Origin of the sequence: Streptomyces cacaoi, assembly GCF_006539165.1 — a bacterium.
In the GTDB taxonomy this organism is placed as follows: domain Bacteria; phylum Actinomycetota; class Actinomycetes; order Streptomycetales; family Streptomycetaceae; genus Streptomyces; species Streptomyces cacaoi.
In genome coordinates, this window is sequence record NZ_BJMM01000019.1 from 122,469 (window position 1) to 139,035 (window position 16,567).

The window sequence follows — 16,567 nt, forward strand, 5'->3', positions numbered from 1 at the left end:
CGGGCCCGCCCGCACGGCGAGTTGCCCGGGCTTCCGGGGCCGGGGCCGCCTCAGACCTCCGGCGCCGCCGCACGCGGACCGAGGTCGGGCTCGTCACGGAGCTCCACGCGCTCGCCGGGCTCCGCCATCTCCAGCACCACGATCTCGTTGCACGCCGAGCCGTCGCGCCCGTCGGCCCCGCTGTCCCCGTCGGCCCCGCCGCCCCGCCACAGCGGCGACGGCGCGTACAGCGTCTGCTGCGGCCCGCGTGCCGTGTCGTAGTGCCCGAGCAGAAAGCCGTTCAGCCACAGCAGCCCACTCGTCCAGCCGGGCAGCGCCAGGAAACCGTCGGCCGGAGCGCCCGCGTTGCCCGCGCCGCCCGCGTCCGCTGACCCGGTGTCGAGCCGGAACCGGTGGAAGGACGGCCCCGGGGCGCGCGACCCGTCCGCCCGCCAGGGCAGCCGTGCGAGGTCGTCCAGCGGCAGGGGGCGGCTCTCCCAGCCGAGGAGCTGCTGGTGGCCGTGGTGCACCGCACGCCAGATGCCCTTGCGGTCGTCCAGCAGCGGCCCGTAGTTCACCCGCCCCCACGCCCGTACGACGATGTCGAGCACCGCACCGTCCGGCCCGACGGCCAGCGGCAGCCCCTCGCCCGGTGCGTTCCTGTCCAGCGTGCCCAGCGGGACGCCGTCCACGAAGACGTGCGCGCGGTCGCCCAGCCCGTCGATCCGCAGCGGCATGGCGGGGCGCGGCCCGGTGATCCGCGTCCGGTAGTGCACCAGGCCGTGCGCCTGGCCGAGGCGTTCCATCGACAGCGGGGCGCTGTCGGCCACCGGTGCGCCCAGCACGTCCAGCGCGTCCAGCAGTGCGACCGACCCGGCGCCGGCGGCCGTGCCCGGTGCCAGGCGCGGGGGCAGCGGCGGCAGCGGGTCCCGCGGCAGCGCGGTGTAGCGGCCGATCACCTCCCGGAACGCGTGGAACTTCGGCGTCAGTTCACCGGCCTCGCCGATCGGTGCGTCGTAGTCGTAGCTCGTGGCGGTCGGCTGGTAGCCCGCGTCGAAGGGGCGCTGCCCGGTGTGGTTGGCCCCCGCCCACCAGCCGAAGTTGGTGCCGCCGTGCGCCATGTACAGATTGACCGAGGCGCCCGAGGCCAGCAGCTCGTCCAGCTCGGCCGCCGCCTCCTCGGGGTCGCGCACATGGTGCTGCTCGCCCCAGTGGTCGAACCAGCCGATCCAGAACTCCATCGCCGTCAGCGGGCCCGACGTCTGGTACCGGCGCAGCGTGGCCAGCCGCTCCTTCGGCCGGGAGCCGAACGTGGCCGTCGCCAGCCGCCCGGCGACCCCGCCGCCCTGCTGCATGGCGTCCTCCGCGCCGTCCGCCGTGAACATGAGCACGTCCACGCCCCGTGTGAGCAGCGCCTCCTCGATGTGCGCCCGGTATGCGGAATCGTTGCCGAAGCTGCCGTACTCGTTCTCGATCTGCACCGCGACCACGGGGCCGCCGCGGCTCGCCAGCAGCGGCAGCAGCTCGGGCACCAGCGCGTCGAACCAGCCGTCCACCTCGGCCAGATAGCGCGGATCGGCCGTCCGCAGCCGCATCTCCCCGTCCGCCAGCAGCCGTGCCGGCAGGCCGCCGAACTCCCACTCCGCGCAGATGTACGGACCGGGCCGGACGATCACATCCAGCCCGCACTCCCGTGCCAGACCGCAGAATCCGGCCAGATCGCGCGGGCCGGTGAAGTCGGCCCGCCCCGGGGCCGTCTCGTGGAAGTTCCACGGGACGTAGGTGTCCACGGTGTTGACGCCCAGCGCGCGCAGCCGGCGCAGCCGGTCCTCCCACAGGCCGGGGTGGACCCGGAAGTAGTGCAGGCCACCGGATATGACCCGGTGCGGGGCGCCGTCGCGGCGGAAGCCCGTCTCGTCGTAGCTGAGCATGTGCGTGCGTCTCCTGGTGCGGTGCGTGCGGTGTGTGCGGTCTGTTCGGTGCGTGCGGTGCGTGCGGTGCGTGCGGTGCGGGTGTTGCGGGTGTGGCGGTACGTGTGCGGGGGCGTGCGCGGGGCGCGCGATGTGGAGGCGCGGCCCGGCAACTCGGCGGTGATCTCCGCCGGTTGGGAGACGAGCGTACGCACCGGCGCCCGGCCCGGACAGCGCGCGCTCCCGGCGCCGGGTGCCCCGGTACGCACCGATCGCCCGTAGCTGCCCGCTCTTTCCGTTGCGCACCCGTCCGCGGCCTGTGCACCGAGCCGTTCCCGTGGCCGTCTCCACAACTCCGAGTGACCGTCAGCCGGCGGGAAACCGCAGGTCGAAGCCTTCTCGTCGGTGGATCGGGGGGCCCGGGGTGGTGATCACCTCTGCACGTATGTGTAGCCTGTGCGCCCGGCCGACGGCGTGTCCACGGTCAGGAGTACGAAGGATAGGCAGATGAACACAGCCCCCACACAGTCCGAACACCCACCGATCTACGAGGAGCTGCTGGAGGAACTCGGAGACGTACCCACCGACGTGCGGACGGTCGCCGAGCGCGTCATGCAGGAGTCGGAAGAGGCGGTGGCATCGGTCAAGGGCGGGGCGGCGCCGCGTCCGGCCGCGCCCCGCAAGCCGGCTCCCTGACCTCCGCCCCACGAACACACCGGTAACCCTTCCGGAACCGGACCGGCACCGCGCCGGGACGCCTCCGGAGCACCCACCGGAACGCCCGCCGCACCGCACGGGCCCACCGCCCGCGTCGCCCGGCCCCCGCCAGGGGAGCCCGGCGCCGCGGGCGGCGGTGTGTCCGGCGGCGGCGGGACCGTGCGCGGAACCGAGCGGACAGGGGGTGCGAGGGCGGGGTGCGGGGCGGGACCGTGCGGCGGCGGGGACCTCGGGCGGGGCCGTACGCTGGAGCGAGATCGTCGGCCACTGGCGTCCGCATGACCCCCTCGTACCGTCCGTAGAGGAGGCCCGTGCCCCGCACCGACCGCCCCCGCACCCCCGCAGGCCGAAGCTCCCGCGACGCCGGACGCACACTCCGTGCCCGGTGCGCCGCCCTCGGCTCCGCGCTCGGCACGCTGTGGGCCATCGCGCCCCCCTGGGTGCGCCACCCCTTCCGCTGGCAGCGGACGCCCGTGCCGTGGCCGGCGGTGCTGCGCGGCGCGCTGGGCGCCGGCCCGCTGCTGGGCGTCTCGGTGGCCACCGGGCACGGCGGCGCCGGGGTGATGGCCGGGGTCGGCGCCATGCTGGCCGGCGTCAACGACCGGCCCGGCACCCGGCGCACCGGCATCGCACACATCGGGGTCCCCGCCTTCGCCGGCGCCACCGGCGTGCTCGTCGGCTCCGTCTTCAGCCTGCTGGTGCCGTCCGCCTGGTGGGCAGTGCCGCTGCTGTTCGCGGTCGGGCTGGTCTCCGGCGCCGTGAGCGTCACCGGGCCCGTGCTGTCCGCCGCCGCCATGCAGCTGCTGGTGATGATGACGGTGAGCGCCGGTATGCCGCTGCCCGGCACCCCCTGGTTCAAGGCCGGCTGCTTCCTCGGCGGAGCGGCCTGGCTGCTGCTGCTCCGGCTCGCGCTGCGCCCCCTGCGCCGGCGCGGCGGCCCCCTCGACGGGGAACGCGCCGCCGTCGCCCAGGTCTACGACGCGCTCGCGGACGCGCTGGAAGCCGTCGGCCGGCCCGGCGCCGTCGGTGCCCGCCGCCGGCTGACGGCGGCCCTCGACCGCGCCGACGAGGCGCTCGCCATGCGCCGCTTCCTGCATCCCCGCCGCCGGTCCGACCGGCACGGCGCCGTGCTCGGCGAACGCCTCGCCACCGCCGCCGCGCTGTGCGAGGCCGCCGTCGCGCTGCTGTGCGAGGGCCGGCAGCTGCCCGCCCGCCTCGCACGCGGACCGCGCCGGCTCGCCGAGGCCGTACGCACCGGCGAGCCGCCCGGTGCCCTGCCGGCGCCCGCCTCCACCACCCCGGCCAGCAGCTCCTTCGACCGCGCTCTGCTGGAGGCCGCCCGCACCTTCGCACGCACCGCACCGGCGGAACCCGGCAAGCCGCACACCGTGCCCGCCGAACCCCTCGAAGCGGCCGGGCCGCCCGGCGGTCCGCAGCCGCGGCGCAGCGGCCGACGGCGGGGCGTGTTCGGTCCGGCGGGCCGCGAGTACGGGCTCCAGGTCGCCGTCTGCGTCGCGACCGGCGCCGCCGTGGCACAGCCGCTCAGCACCGAGCACTGGTACTGGATCCCGATGACGGCGGCCTTCCTCGCCAAGCCGGACCTGGGCCCGCTCTTCTCCCGCACGGTCAACCGGTTCGCCGGGACCGTGCTCGGCGTGCTGTGCTTCGGCCTGCTGACGGTGGTGTGCTCCGGCCCGTGGTGGCCCGTCGCCGTCGCCGTCGCCACGGGCGCCCTCATCCCCGTCGCCACCCGGCACTTCGCGCTCCAGACCTTCGTCATCACGGTGCTGGTGCTCTCCTTCGTCTTCACCGCCGGGGACACCCAGGCCGCCGGAGCGCGGCTCACCCACACCGCCGTGGCCTGCGGCATCGTCCTGATCGCCGGGCATCTGACGCTGGCGCTCGCGCCCGGCGCCCGGGTACGGCACCGCTTCGCCGGCGCGGTCCGTACCACGGAGGAGTACGTCCGCTGCGCCCTCGCCGCCCGCACGCCCGCGCCCGTGCCCGCCGCGGGCGCCCCCGTCACCGCCGGGACCCCGCCGTCCACCGGGGACGCACAGCGCAGGGCCCTGCGCCGCGCGGCCTACCGGGCGCTCGGCGAGGCCCGGGTGCTGGCCGACACCGCGGCGGCCGAGTTCCCCTCGCTGCGGGGCCGGGCGAACGAGCTGCTGCCCGCGCTCGCCGCGGCCGAGAGCGTCGTCGACAGTGCGACGGCCTGCTCCGTGCGGATCGCCAACGGGGCCGCGCCGCCCGCCCCCGAGCAGGCGGCCCGCCTCGCCGCCGAACTCGCCGACGTCGCACACCGCCTGGAGACCCATGGCCCCCGCCGCGACAGCGGCCCCCGCCTCCAGAAGTCCCTGACCGCCCTCGACGCCCGGCTGCGCGCCACCTCCCCCGCCGGGGACCGGCCGCGCTGACCTCCGCCGGGACACCGGCGTCCCGCCCGGGCGGTGGCTGACCTCCGGGTCCGACGGCCGGGGGCCGCCGGTGTTCCGCCGCGGCCCGAGGGTTGGTACCCCGCCCGCCGGGCCACCCGGGGAGGACGGCAGGGACAGCAGGGACAGCACGGACAGCACGGACGGTGCCGGCGGATCCGTGGACGGGAGGTGTCGGCCATGGCCGAGGCAGCGGCTCCCGCGCAGCGTACGGGGGCCTGGGACGGGCGTGCGGGGACCTGTGACGGCGGTGGCCCGGGCGACGGGCGCACCGTCGGCGTCGAGGAGGAGTTCCTGCTGGCCGAGGCCGGCGGGCGGCTCGCACCCCGGGCCGGTGAGGTGCTGGCGGCCGCTGCCGCCGGGCCGCGACTGCCGCCGGGCGTCCGGCTCCAGCGGGAGCTGCCGGCCTGCCAGGTCGAGGCGGCCACGGGCGTGTGCACCGGCATGTCCGAGCTGGGGGACCACCTGCGGGCGGCGCGGCGGGCCCTCGCGGCGGCGGCCCGGCGCTCCGGTCTGCTGCTCCTGTCCACGGGCACACCGCCCGGCCCGGTGAGCGGTCTGCGGCTCACCTCCGGCGAGCGCTACCAGCGGACGGCGGAGATCTACGCGGGCGCGGTACGCGACTACGTCTCCTGCGGCTGCCATGTGCACATCGGCGTCCCCGACCGGGAGACGGCCGTCGCCGTGGTCAACCATCTGCGCCCCTGGCTGCCCACGCTGCTGGCGCTGTCCGCCAACTCGCCCTTCCACCAGGGCCGCGACACCGGCTACGACAGCTGGCGCGCGGTGCTGAAGTCGCGCTTCCCCGTCTCCGGGACGCCGCCGTACTGCGCCTCGGCCGCCGAGTACGACGCGGCGCTCGACCGGCTGGTCGACTGCGGGGTGCTCGCCGACCGCCGGCAGACGTTCTGGCTCGTGCGCCCCTCCGAGCGCTTTCCGACCGTCGAGCTGCGCGTCGCCGACGCCGTACCCGGCACCGAGGACGCGGTGCTCCAGGCGGCGCTCTCGCGGGCCCTCGTCCGTACCGCGCTCACTGCCGTGCGGCAGGGACACGAGGCCCGGCCGGTGGACGACCGGGTCGCCGCGGCGGCGCTCTGGTCGGCCGCCCGGTACGGGGTGCCCGGCACCGCCGTCCACCCCGTCGAGCAGCGTCGGATGCCCGCCACCGAGCGGGTCCGTGAACTGTTCGCGCTGGTCGCCCCCGCCCTGGAGCAGGCCGGGGACCTCGCCCCGGCCCGGGCCGCGCTGGCCCGGCTGCTGCGCGCGGGCACCGGCGCCCACCGCCAGCGCGCGGCCGCCGCACACGACCCCGTCTCCCGCCCCGTCTCCTGCCCCGTCCCCGGCTCCGCCTCCGCCGGACCGCCGTAACCGCCCGTCTCCGCCGGGTGCCTGTCCGCGCCCTGCCCCTGACCAGGCGCCCGCGAACCGCCCCTCCGGCTCCCGCCGGGCACCCGTGTTGCGCCTGTCCCGGCCGGGCACTCGTGAGGCGCCTGTCTCCACCAGGCATCCGTGCAGTGCCCGTCCCCTCCCCGCGGGCGCTCGTGAAGCGCCCGTCCGCGCCGGGCACCCGAGAACCGCCCGCCGCCCGGACCGACTTCCCCGACCGACCGGCCGACTGCCCGTCCGCCCGACCGACCGCGTGACCGCGTGACCGACCGCCGTACCGACGACGCCCGGGAGGAACCCGTGACCAGCACCCTCACCCGCACCGCCGGCCGCGCGGAGGCACCGCTGCCCGGAGCACGCGGCGCGCTGACGGAGGCGCTCCTGGCGGCCCTGCGCACCCCGCCCGGCGCGGGACGGACCTCCCGGGCCGGCCGAAGCCCCTGGCCGGGCCTCGCCGGGGCCGACCCGTACGGCGAGGACGTCCAGCTCGCCCTCCAGCTCTGCTACGAGCTGCACTACCGCGGGCTGCGCGACGTCGACCCCGAGTGGGAGTGGGACCCGGAACTGCTGCGGCTGCGCGGCGAGCTGGAGCGGCTGCTGCTCGACCGGGTCCGCTCCGAGGTGGCGGGCGGCACGGACGTGACGGCGGAACTGGGCGCGCTGCTCGTCGAACCGGCCGGGGGCGCGGGACTCTCACGGCGGCTCGCGGAGCGCGGGACGTGGCAGCAGATGAGGGAGTACTTCGTGCACCGCTCCGTCTACCAGATGAAGGAGGCGGACCCGTATCTGTGGGCCGTCCCCCGGCTGCACGGCCGGCCCAAGGCGGGGCTCGTCGCCGTCGAGTACGACGAGTACGGCGCCGGGCACGCCGAGCGGGTGCACGCCCAGCTGTTCGCCGACCTCATGGCCGCGGCCGGGCTGGACAGCGGCTATCTGCACCACCTCGACGACGTGCCGGCGCCCGCGCTGGCCGTCGTCAACCTGACGTCGCTGTTCGGGCTGCACCGCCGGTGGCGCGGGGCGCTGGTGGGCCACTTCACCGCCGTCGAGACGACCACCGCCTCCAGCGCCCGGCGGATGACGGCCGCGCTGCGGCGGCTGGACGCGCCCGAGGAGTGTGTGCACTTCTACGCCGAGCACATCGAGGCCGACGCGGTGCACGAGCAGGTGATGCGCCGCGACGTGGTGTCCGCGCTGCTGGAGCAGGAGCCCGCGCTCGCGGCGGACCTCGTGCTGGGCATCCAGGCCATCGGCCTGCTGGAGGACCGGCTGAGCCGCCACCTGGAGACGGCCTGGGACGCCGGCACCACCTCACTGCGCCGCCCGCTCCCGGAGTGAAGCCCGCTCCGGGGCGCGCCGTCAGCCGCTGTGCGCGCCGTCAGCCGCTGTGCGGGCCGGACCCCGGGGAGCCCCGGCCGGGCGGGGTGCGGCGCCGGTGGCTGCTGTCGCACCAGGGCTGGGTGCGGCTCCGGCGGCAGGTGCACAGCGCCACCATGAAGCGGTCGGAGCAGGCCGTGCTCCCGTCCGGCAGCTCCACCTCGACGGGTCCCTCGACCAGCACGGGCCCCGCCGGGTCGACCAGCACCCGTCGCGGGTCCCGGCCACCCTCGGCGCCCCCTCCGGCGCCCCCTCCGGCGCCCCTTTCGGCGCCCTCTTCGGCCTCGGCGTCCGCGTCGGCCACCGCCTCGGGCCCGGCCCCGGCCCGAGGCTCCGTCCGGCCGTCGGGCTCCGTCCGGGTCTCGGGTTCCGTCCGGCCGTCGGATTCCGTCCGGGCGTCCGCTCCGGCCCCGGCCCGGGCGTCCGCTCCGGCCCCGGCCCCGGTCTCGGGCGCCGTACCGTCACCGGGTGGGGAGGTCACCGCGGATCACCACCAGTTCGTCGTGTGCCGAGCGCCGTTCGGCGGGCGTGATGAGCCCCTGCTCCTCCAGCCAGGCCGCGCGTTCGTGCAGCACCGAGCCGAACGGCTGGACCCTGCGGGCCACCACCGCCGCCTTCAGCCCGGCCTTGTGCAGCAGTTCGACGGTGCGTTCCGTGCCGCACAGCGCCGAGTGCACGACGAGCAGGACACCGTCCGGGGCGAGCAGCCGCGGTGCCGCCTCGCACAACCGGTCCAGATACCGTCTGCCGTCCGGTCCGGCGTCCACGGTCCGGGTCCGCCGGGTCCCGCCCCGGCCGCACGACGGCACATACGGCACATACGGCGGATTGGCCGTGACCAGGTCGAAGCGGCCCGCGGCGCGGGGGAGCAGATCGGCGCGGTGGGCCCGGACGGGCGCCCGGTGCAGCCACCCGTTCCAGCGCGCGGTGAGCACGGCCCGTGCCGAGATGTCGACGGCGTGCACCTCGGCGGCGCCGAGCCGTGCTCCCGTCAGGGCGATCAGGCCGGTGCCGGTGCACACGTCCAGCATCCGCGCACCGGGCGGGACGGACACGGCACACAGCGCCTGGCGCAGCAGTTCGGTGTCGCCCCGGGGCCGGTAGACCCCGGGAAGCCGTAGAAGTCGCACACCCCCGGGGTTCCATGCGCCGACGGAACCAAACGGCCGGCCCGGACCCGGGCGCCGCTCGGCACACCGGCCGCGAGGGGCCGGGGCAGCACCGGTCAGCGCCGGGTCAGCGCCGGGGCAGCGCCGGGGCAGCGCCGGGAACTGCCGGGCAGTGTCGGGCAGGGCCGAGAGGTGTCGGGCAGGGGGTGCTCAGGAGGGCCGTTCGTCGCGGTCGATGGTGTCCTTCACCCGGTCCACGAGAGCCGCGAACGGGCCGACCGTCCACTGGGCCGCCGTCGAGCCCGCGGCGCCGGGGTGCGGATGGGTCGGCGCGGCCTTCTCCACCCGCAGCAGCCGCCTGCCCATGCTCTGGAGGTGCTCGTCCGAGCAGGAGCGACGCAGCGCGGGGAACTCCTCGCGCTCCTCGTGCTCGGCGTGGTCGGAGACGGCGTGTTCGAACTCCATGAGCTTGGTGACGAACACCGGGCTGCCGACGTCCATGTCCTCCAGCTCGGCCAGGATGTGGTTGGCCTCGTCCTCCTCGGCGTTGCGCGCCCGGACCTCCTCCTCGCCCGCGGCCTTCTTGGCGGCCGGACGCACGATCATCTCCTCGGCCGTCTCGTGCACGGCGAGCAGCGCCCGCAGCTCGTTGAACTTCTTCTTGCGGTGCTCGCCCTGCGCCTGCCGCACCTCGGTGAACAGGTCGCGGATCCGGGCGTGCTGGGTCAGCAGGACGGCGGTGACGTCCCCCTGCGGGAGCTTCGCCGCCTCTGCGCGTTCCGTCACTGCGTTGCTCACGGCACTGTCCTCCTGTCGGTGCGGACTGTCGGTGCGGTCTTTCGGTACGGGCTGTCGGTTCGGGCTGTCGGTCCGGGGTGTCGCTTCGGGCTGTCGGTTCGGGGTGTCGGTGTTCGGGCTGTCGGTTCGATGCGGGCTGTCGGTGCGGATCGTGTGCCTCGTGCGGGTGGCCGCACGGGGCGCGGGCAAACCGGGCGCTCCTCGGCCGCCCGACGCACGGGCGGTCAGCGGGTGTTGGTGAGTCCGCCGGTGACGGCGAGCACCTCGCCGGTCGTGTAGCTGGAGTCGGGGTCCGAGGCCAGATGGACATAGGCCGGGGCGATCTCCTCCGGCTGCGCGGGGCGGCCCTCCGAGGCGTTGCTGCCGACCTGTGCGAGGCCCTCCAGCGGCATGTGCTGGTCGGCGACGTTCAGCACGGTCCAGGTGGGGCCGGGCGCCACGACGTTGGCGCGGATGCCGTCCGCGGCCAGATCGGGGGCGATGGACTTGATGAAGGTGATCAACGCGGCCTTCGAAGCGGCGTAGTCGATCATCGTGGTGCTGCCCTTGAGGCCCTCCTCGGAGGCGGTCGCGATGATCGAGTCACCCGGGTCCAGATGCGGGAGGGCGGCCACCACCAGGTGGAAGCACGAGTAGACGTTGGTCTTGAAGGTGCGGTCCCAGTCGGCCGAGGTGAGCTGGTCCAGCGCCATCTTGCTGTTGAGGTAGGCGGCGTTGTTCACCAGGATGTTGAGCCCGCCCAGCTCCCGCACCGTCCGCTCGACGGCGTCGCGGCAGAAGTCCTCGTCCTGGAGATCGCCCGGCAGCAGCAGGCACCTGCGCCCCTGCTCCTCGACGGCCGCGCGCGCCTCCTCGGCGTCGGACTGCTCGTAGGGCAGGTACACCAGCGCCACGTCGGCGCCTTCGCGCGCGTACAGCAGCGCGACGGCCCGCCCGATGCCCGAGTCGCCGCCGGTGATCAGCGCCACCTTGCCGGCGAGCTTGTCCGCCGGGCGGTAGCGCTCGGCCAGGTACCGGGGGCGCGGGGACATCTCGGACTCCAGCCCCGGCGGGTCCTGCTTCTGCTTCTCGAAGGGCGGGACCGGCTCGGCGTCGATCTGCGGAACGGCCGTGTCCCCGCCGCCCTGTCCGTCGTCGTGCCGGTCGTCCTGCCGGTCGTCCTTCCGGCGTGCTGCGTCGTGCCGCACCGCAGGCACCTCCTCGCGGAACGTGTCCGGCCGGGCGCTTCCCGGCCTGCCGGACGAGTGGCCGGTGCACCCGGGGGCCTAACCTGCGGCGGGGCCGACGGGGCCGGTGTGGTGCGGACGGTTCGGCTGGGGCGTACCGGGAACCCGGGAGCGTGAGCGGAGTCCGGCCGTGGCCCCGTGTCCGCTGCGGCGGTGCGGGGCGCGGCCGGGCGGACCCCTAAAGGAAAGCGATCATGACTGTTCCGGAAGAGAGCCGTGAGAAGACCGCGTCCACCGACGAGGTGGTCATGCGCCCCGAATCCCCCGAAGAACAGCCGCACATCCACTCCGGCGCGACCCTGAGGGAGGCGTTCGAAGAAGCCGGCGTCCAGCCCGAGGACTTCCAGGAGGGCACGGAGGGCGCCGGGTCCGAGGGCACCTCGGGCGAAGGGGGAGCGGCGGACACCTCCGGGCGGTGACCGCGCACCCTCATGTACCCGGGCCGGTGCCGGCCCGCCGCCCCGAGGCCCCGGCACCGGCCCGCCCATTCCCCCGCCCGTGCCCTGCCTCTGACCGGGCCCCGCCGGACGAGCGTCCCCGCCGGACGGTCGCCCCTCGCCGTGCGTGCCCGGAAGCGTCCGGAAGCCCCGCCGTGGGCAACTGCGGTTTCCTGGACGGCATGACGCAGCCACACCCTTCCGCGCACAGCCCGTCCCCGGCCCCGTCCGCACCGACGTCCCCGTCTGCGCCGACATCCCCGCACCACGTGCTCCGGTCGTTGCTGCCGGGGTCGGGCGGGAGCGGGCGGGAGTGGGACGCTGTCGCGGCCGGGGAGTCCGGTGCCGCCGTCTTCCGCCGTTCGGACGGTGCGGCCTACGCCAAGTGCGTCCCACCGGAGAGGAGTTCGGGTCTGGGCGCGGAGCGGGACCGGGTCGCCTGGCTCGCGGGGACGGGGATCCCGGGGCCCGAGGTGCTGGAGTGGGCCTCCCGCGAGGCGGGTGCCTGTCTGGTGACCTCGACCGTCCCCGGCGTTCCGGCCGACACCCTCACCTCCGGCGCCCTGCGCGCGGCCTGGCCCGCGCTGGTGCGCCTGCTGCGCCGCATCCACGAACTCCCGCCGGGAGACTGCCCGTTCGAGCGGCGGCTGGAGACCATGGTCCGGGTGGCCGAGGACGTCGTGCGCCGGGGCGCCGTCGAACCGGCCTTCCTGGCCGAGGAGCAGCGGGGCGTCCCGGCCGCGACGCTGCTGGCGGACCTCCGCGCCGAGCTGCCCGCCCGCCTCGCGCAGGAGGAGGCCGACCTGGCGGTCTGCCACGGGGACGCCTGTCTGCCCAACTTCCTGGTGGATCCGGACACTTCGCTGTGCACGGGCGTCATCGACCTGGGCCGCCTCGGCGTCGCCGACCGCTGGCCCTGCTGCGCGCCAGTGCGGAGGAGACCTGGACCGGTGACGACGGCGCGCACGCCGACCGCGTCCTCGCCGAGCACTGCTCGCCCGACCGGGACCGGCTCCGCTTCTATCTCCACCTCGACCCGCTGACCTGGGGCTGACCGCGCCGCCGACCAGGCACCGACGAGGCGCCGACCGGGCATCGGCCGGACGCCGGCCGGACGCCGAAGGGAGGCGCGCCGAAGGGGGCGCCGAGGGGGCCGCTGACGGCCGGTGCCGTCACCGCAGCCGGGCGACGCCCGCGAACATGTTGCTCTCCTCGGTGCCGACGGGCTCGGCCCCGTCCTCGGGCCGCCAGTGCTGCATGGGGACGATGCCGGGCTCGACCAGTTCGCACCGCGCGGGCAACAGCGCCGCCACCTCGGTACGGGAGCGCAGATGCATCGGCACCCCGCGCCGGGCGTACACCTCGGCCAACGCCGCCGATCCCCGGGCGAGTTCGGCCGTGGCGGTCGTCAGCGCGAGGAAGCTGCCGGGGGCGAGAGGCTCCACGAGTTGTGCGAGCAGCCCGGCCGCGTCCTCGACGAACTGGAGCACCGCGATCGCGGTCACGCCCACCGGCCGGCTCAGGTCGAGCGTGTCGCGCAGCCCGGGCGCCGCGAACAGCGCAGCGGGGTCCCGCAGGTCCGCCTCGACGCAGGCCGTGCCGCCCGGTGGTGAGTCGGGCAGCAGCGCGCGGGAGTGGGCGAGCACCACCGGGTCGTTGTCGACGTAGACCACGCGTGCCCCGGGTGCGGTGCGCCGCACCACCTCGTGCAGGTTCGGCGAGGTCGGGATGCCGGAGCCGAGGTCGAGAAACTGGCGCATTCCGGCCTCGGCCGCGAGCCAGTGCGCCATGCGCCGCATCACCGCCCGGTTGACCCGCATGCTCGTCCACAGCCCCGGCCACACCCGGAGCGCTTCCTCGGCGGCTTCCCGGTCCGGCGGGTAGTTGTCCGTGCCGCCCAGGACGTAGTCGTACATCCGGGCGGAGTGCGCCACCGTGGTGTCCCCGTCGGCCATCCGCACCCGCTCCCTCTTCCCTCTGCCGCTGCGATTCCCGGCATACGGTTCCCCGCACCGCGGGTCTCCCGCCGCTCAGGCTCTCGTCGCCCGGCCCGCTCCGGGCCTGCGCGGTGGCCAGTGTGTCCCGGCGGCACGGCCCGGCGACAGCGGTCGTACCGCCCCCGAACACCCGGCAGCTGCCGTACGGGCGGACGCCATACGACGGATGCCGTACGGCAGGTGACATACGGCGGACGGTGCACGGCAGTCGGCGCGCGCGGTGGGTCCGGCGGGCGTCGTGCCGGTGGGGGACGGAGGGCGCGGGGCGGTCCGTGCGCCGTGCCACGGCCGTCCGGCCGATCGTGCGCTGTTGCGCTCCCCGGCCGCCTGCCGGTGCCGTGCGCTCCCGATTCCGTCCCCGGGGTGGTGTGAGCGTCCCCCAGGAGTGACATGTCCGCTGCGGCTCTGTCCCGGAGCGTGTGCGGCTGCTGCTCTGAACCCGGCGGACGGGCGCCCTGCCTCAGGTAGCGGGGATGGCGCGTCGCCGACGAGTCACCAACGCTGCCCCGGCCCGGACCCCCGCTCGCGACGACGGTGCCCTCCGGTGCCGCCCCGTCCACGGGTCCGCCGCCGGCGGCCGACGAAAGGACTGCAACATGAGGACGAAGGAAACGACCACCCGCACCCGGGCGTTGACGGTGCTGGCCGTGATGGCCACCGCACTGGTGGGCGTGCTGCCGGCCTCGGCGGTCGCGCAGAGCGGTTCGGCCTCGGCCGAGCGGCACCGTGGCTATGTCTGCGACCGCGTCGAGCGGCACCACAGCGGCGTGGTGGGCAGCAGCAGGTGCCGTGCCTTCAATGCGCCCCGCCACGGCACCATCCGCGGCTCGTTCACGATCCAGAAGCGCGGTTCGCATCACCTCAGGTGGCTCTGTGTGGCCCGGCACAACCGTCCCTCCGGGTACGCCAACACGCCCAACTGGGTGCGCGGGGAGCAGTGCCGCCGGATCTGAGCCGTCGGCTGATGACTCACCCGGGCTGGGTGCGCTCGACCGCGCCCCGCCCGGGTGACCCACCGGACCACCGCCCTGCCGGCGGTGGTCCGTTCCCGTGCGCCGCCCCGTGCGAGCGCCTCGTCCCCCGACTCGTTCCCCGACGCCGGGTCACGCCCGCGTGCGCCGCGTTCCGCCTCCGGGCACGGAGCCCACCCCGCCCGACCCGAGCCCGCGTGCCGACGCCGGGCGGGCCGCACCCGCGCCCGCCCTGCCCCGGCCCGCACGGCGACGCCGAGAGGTTCGCCTCCTGGCCCTGCCCCGGCCTGCGCGGTGACTGCGAGGTCCGCCTCCCGGCCCTGCCCCGGCCCGCACGGCGACGCCGAGAGGTCCGCCTCCTGGCCCTGCCCCGGCCCGCGCGGTGGCACCGAGGTCCGCCCGCCTCCCGGCCCACGCCAAGCCCCGCCACTCCGCGCCGAGTTCGGCCTCCCCCGGCGGCCCCGGCGCCGGGTTCCGCCCCGTTCGCCCGGCGCTCCGGGCCCCGGCGCCACCTCCCCGACGCCGCGCGCCGTGTGTCGCGCCCGGACGCCGGGTGCCCCGCCCCGCCGCCCGGCCCCGCGCCGCCGGGTCCCGTCGTCCGGTCTGGTCCACTGGCCCTCCGGGCGGGGGCGCGTCCCTGCCGTCCCCGCCGTCCCGACCGATCGCGGAGGACCATATGCGTACTGGAGTGCTGAGGGCCGTCGGTGCGACGACCGCCGTCTACGGGCTGGCCGTGGCCGCCCGGCCCGGGCTGCTGGCCCGGCCTTCCGGGCTGGTGGACGAGGGCGGGCGGGTGCCGGGGCACACCGCCGTGTCGCTGCGTCCGGTGGGCCTGCGGGACGCCGCCTCCGGGCTGGCGCTCGTGCTGGCGCCGCGCGGCCCCGCGCTGCGCACCGCCGCCTGGGTGCGGATGGCCGCCGACTTCGGTGACGCGGCGCTGCTGGGTGCGACCCTGCCGCGCCGGGCCCGGGCGGGCGCCGTCGCCATCTCGCTGGCGTGGGGCGCGGTGTCCCTCGCCGCCCTGTGCACGGGCCCGGACGCCGAGTAGCCCCGGGCTCGGACGCCGGGTGGCCCCGGGCCCGGACGCCGGGTCGCCCCGGGTGCCGCGTCGCGGAACCCGCGCGGGGGACGCCGGTGGACCTCACCCGGGGCGGTACGCGCTCCAGCCCGCAAGCTATGCGCTCCCGTCCGCAGCCTTATCTGCTCGCACATTTGCCTAAAGGCCTTAGGTAGTGCACACTCGACGATGTCGAACAGGAGGACGGACATGGTGCGTGCGGGACTCACCCCGGAACGGCTGACCCAGGCGGGTGCCGAGCTGGCGGACGAGGTCGGCTTCGAGCAGGTCACCGTCTCGGCGCTCGCCCGCCGGTTCGACGTCAAGGCCGCGAGCCTGTACTCGCACGTACGCAGCTCGCACGACCTGAAGACACGTATCGCCCTGCTCGCCCTGGAGGAGATGGCCGACCGGTCCGCCGAGGCCCTGGCCGGCCGGGCGGGCAAGGGGGCGCTGACCGCTCTGGCCGACGTCTACCGCGACTACGCGCGGGAGCACCCCGGCCGCTACACGGCGGCCCGGTTCCCGCTCGACCCGGAGACGGCCGCGGCCAGTGCCGGCCCCCGGCACGCCCGTATGACGCGGGCCGTCCTGCGCGGCTACGACCTCCAGGAGCCGGAGAGCACCCACGCGGTCCGGCTGCTGGGCAGTGTTTTCCACGGTTACGTGAGCCTGGAGGCTGCGGGCGGGTTCAGCCACAGCGCCCCGGACTCGCAGGAGTCCTGGGAGCGGACCCTGGACGCCCTCGACGCGCTGCTGCGCAACTGGCCGACGGCCTGACCGGCACCACGCCACGCCCGCAACGCCTCACCGCACCGCGCCCAGCGCCCGCCGCACCCCCGTTGCCCGGCCCCACCCGCGGCGCGCACGGCGCCCACGACGACTGACGGCACCACGTCCGCCGCGCGCACGGCATCGCCGCCCCCCCCGCGACGTCTGCCGGCACCGCGGTGGACGCCCGGCACGGGCCCGTCCGTCCCCCTGCACGGCGGACGTGGCGGCGACGGGCGACGGGCGACGGGGACGGGCGACGGACACGGTGCGCATCCGCCCCCGCGGCGCCCGCCCGGCACCGCGCCCGCATGCCCGGGCGCGGCGGCCCCGCACACCCGAGACCCCTGCACACCCGAGACCCCGCACACCCGAGAACACTCCCCGCACACCCGAG

General features: G+C 76.3%; 14 protein-coding genes and 1 pseudogene. 9 read left to right on the forward strand and 6 right to left on the reverse strand.

The genetic code is table 11. The features are described from left to right. Positions 1 to 50 precede the first annotated feature (50 nt). The gene (locus SCA03_RS18985) at positions 51 to 1,910 is read right to left on the reverse strand and encodes a glycoside hydrolase family 35 protein (RefSeq protein ID WP_086814573.1); all 1,860 of its coding nucleotides are present in this window, start codon (positions 1,908 to 1,910) and stop codon (positions 51 to 53) included. Positions 1,911 to 2,396: 486 nt separating this feature from the next. Here SCA03_RS18985 and SCA03_RS18990 point away from each other — a divergent pair, with 486 nt between their 5' ends. From SCA03_RS18990 to SCA03_RS19005, 4 genes are all read left to right on the forward strand, one after another. Then, positions 2,397 to 2,585 (forward strand): hypothetical protein, encoded by a 189-nt coding sequence (locus SCA03_RS18990; RefSeq protein ID WP_030891571.1) that lies wholly within the window; start codon positions 2,397 to 2,399, stop codon positions 2,583 to 2,585. Positions 2,586 to 2,917: 332 nt separating this feature from the next. Continuing rightward, on the forward strand, positions 2,918 to 5,023 hold the full coding sequence (locus SCA03_RS18995) for an FUSC family protein (protein WP_230988807.1): 2,106 nt from the start codon (positions 2,918 to 2,920) through the stop codon (positions 5,021 to 5,023). 198 nt (positions 5,024 to 5,221) lie between these two features. After that, positions 5,222 to 6,409, forward strand: a complete 1,188-nt coding sequence (locus SCA03_RS19000; RefSeq protein WP_086815718.1) for a carboxylate-amine ligase — start codon at positions 5,222 to 5,224, stop codon at positions 6,407 to 6,409. Between the two features lie 318 nt (positions 6,410 to 6,727). Beyond that, a complete protein-coding gene (locus SCA03_RS19005) occupies positions 6,728 to 7,765 on the forward strand; it encodes an iron-containing redox enzyme family protein (protein ID WP_086815723.1) in 1,038 nt (345 codons plus the stop codon). Positions 7,766 to 7,805: 40 nt separating this feature from the next. On the opposite strand, the gene SCA03_RS37270 is transcribed toward SCA03_RS19005, so the two are convergent. From SCA03_RS37270 to SCA03_RS19025, 4 genes are all read right to left on the reverse strand, one after another. Beyond that, positions 7,806 to 8,285 carry a CDGSH iron-sulfur domain-containing protein gene (locus SCA03_RS37270; RefSeq protein WP_371863959.1) on the reverse strand — a complete coding sequence of 160 codons (480 nt, stop codon included), beginning with the start codon at positions 8,283 to 8,285 and terminating at the stop codon, positions 7,806 to 7,808. Next, a complete protein-coding gene (locus SCA03_RS19015; RefSeq protein WP_030891587.1) occupies positions 8,266 to 8,934 on the reverse strand; it encodes a HemK2/MTQ2 family protein methyltransferase in 669 nt (222 codons plus the stop codon). The genes SCA03_RS37270 and SCA03_RS19015 overlap by 20 nt, the downstream gene beginning before the upstream one ends. A 189-nt stretch (positions 8,935 to 9,123) precedes the next feature. Continuing rightward, entirely contained in the window at positions 9,124 to 9,711 is a 588-nt protein-coding gene (locus SCA03_RS19020) for a hemerythrin domain-containing protein (protein WP_086815716.1), read from the reverse strand. A gap of 224 nt (positions 9,712 to 9,935) precedes the next feature. Then, positions 9,936 to 10,808 (reverse strand): SDR family oxidoreductase, encoded by an 873-nt coding sequence (locus SCA03_RS19025; RefSeq protein ID WP_030891591.1) that lies wholly within the window; start codon positions 10,806 to 10,808, stop codon positions 9,936 to 9,938. Between the two features lie 323 nt (positions 10,809 to 11,131). Here SCA03_RS19025 and SCA03_RS19030 point away from each other — a divergent pair, with 323 nt between their 5' ends. Next, entirely contained in the window at positions 11,132 to 11,356 is a 225-nt protein-coding gene (locus tag SCA03_RS19030; RefSeq protein WP_037852002.1) for a hypothetical protein, read from the forward strand. Positions 11,357 to 11,556: 200 nt separating this feature from the next. Continuing rightward, positions 11,557 to 12,428: pseudogene (locus tag SCA03_RS19035) on the forward strand (APH(3'') family aminoglycoside O-phosphotransferase). 118 nt (positions 12,429 to 12,546) lie between these two features. On the opposite strand, the gene SCA03_RS19040 reads toward SCA03_RS19035, so the two are convergent. Beyond that, entirely contained in the window at positions 12,547 to 13,329 is a 783-nt protein-coding gene (locus SCA03_RS19040) for an SAM-dependent methyltransferase (RefSeq protein WP_086818179.1), read from the reverse strand. A gap of 638 nt (positions 13,330 to 13,967) precedes the next feature. Between SCA03_RS19040 and SCA03_RS19045 the strand changes: the two genes are divergently transcribed. The 3 genes from SCA03_RS19045 (at position 13,968) to SCA03_RS19055 (ending at position 16,179) form a co-directional block, all read left to right on the forward strand. Continuing rightward, a complete protein-coding gene (locus SCA03_RS19045) occupies positions 13,968 to 14,324 on the forward strand; it encodes a hypothetical protein (RefSeq protein WP_030891601.1) in 357 nt (118 codons plus the stop codon). 694 nt (positions 14,325 to 15,018) lie between these two features. Further along, entirely contained in the window at positions 15,019 to 15,390 is a 372-nt protein-coding gene (locus tag SCA03_RS19050) for a hypothetical protein (RefSeq protein ID WP_086815887.1), read from the forward strand. Between the two features lie 219 nt (positions 15,391 to 15,609). Then, positions 15,610 to 16,179 carry a TetR/AcrR family transcriptional regulator gene (locus tag SCA03_RS19055; RefSeq protein ID WP_030891293.1) on the forward strand — a complete coding sequence of 190 codons (570 nt, stop codon included), beginning with the start codon at positions 15,610 to 15,612 and terminating at the stop codon, positions 16,177 to 16,179. Positions 16,180 to 16,567 lie beyond the last annotated feature (388 nt).